Consider the following 547-nt stretch of genomic DNA (forward strand, 5'->3'; position numbering starts at 1 on the left):
TTGTGCCCGGCGTGAAGGCCACACTTGGTGTGCCGTCTTCTTCATCCGACGCCGTGAACGTCGCCACCACGGTATCTACCGCCGCGTCGTTTTCATTGAACGCTGCCTCTGCCACCACATCGATGGTTGGGCCGTCATTTTGAGCGTTATAAGTTGGTGTATCGCTGTCAACCGCCGTCGCATTGTAGCTATCGGTCGCCATTAGGCTCACCGCTGGCAGTGTCTCGCCTGCATTCACCGCGTCAACACCCGCTTGCGTCAGTACCACATCGGTGCCGCTGATCGCGTAGTAACCATCGGTGTTTGTGCCCGGCGTGAAGGCCACACTTGGTGTGCCGTCTTCTTCATCCGACGCCGTGAACGTCGCCACCACGGTATCTACCGCCGCGTCGCTTTCATTGAACGCTGCCTCTGCCACCACATCGATGGTTGGGCCGTCATTTTGAGCGTTATAAGTTGGTGTATCGCTGTCAACCGCCGTCGCATTGTCGCTATCGGTCGCCGTTAGGCTCACCGCTGGCAGTGTCTCGCCTGCATTCACCGCGTC

Annotated in this window: 1 protein-coding gene; it reads right to left on the reverse strand. The window is 58.7% G+C overall.

The window, feature by feature from the left end:
- On the reverse strand, positions 1 to 547 hold a 547-nt coding region (locus A3712_RS28080), incomplete at both ends, for a hypothetical protein (RefSeq protein WP_197465913.1).

Source organism: Vibrio sp. HI00D65 (assembly GCF_001635455.1).
In the GTDB taxonomy this organism is placed as follows: domain Bacteria; phylum Pseudomonadota; class Gammaproteobacteria; order Enterobacterales; family Vibrionaceae; genus Vibrio.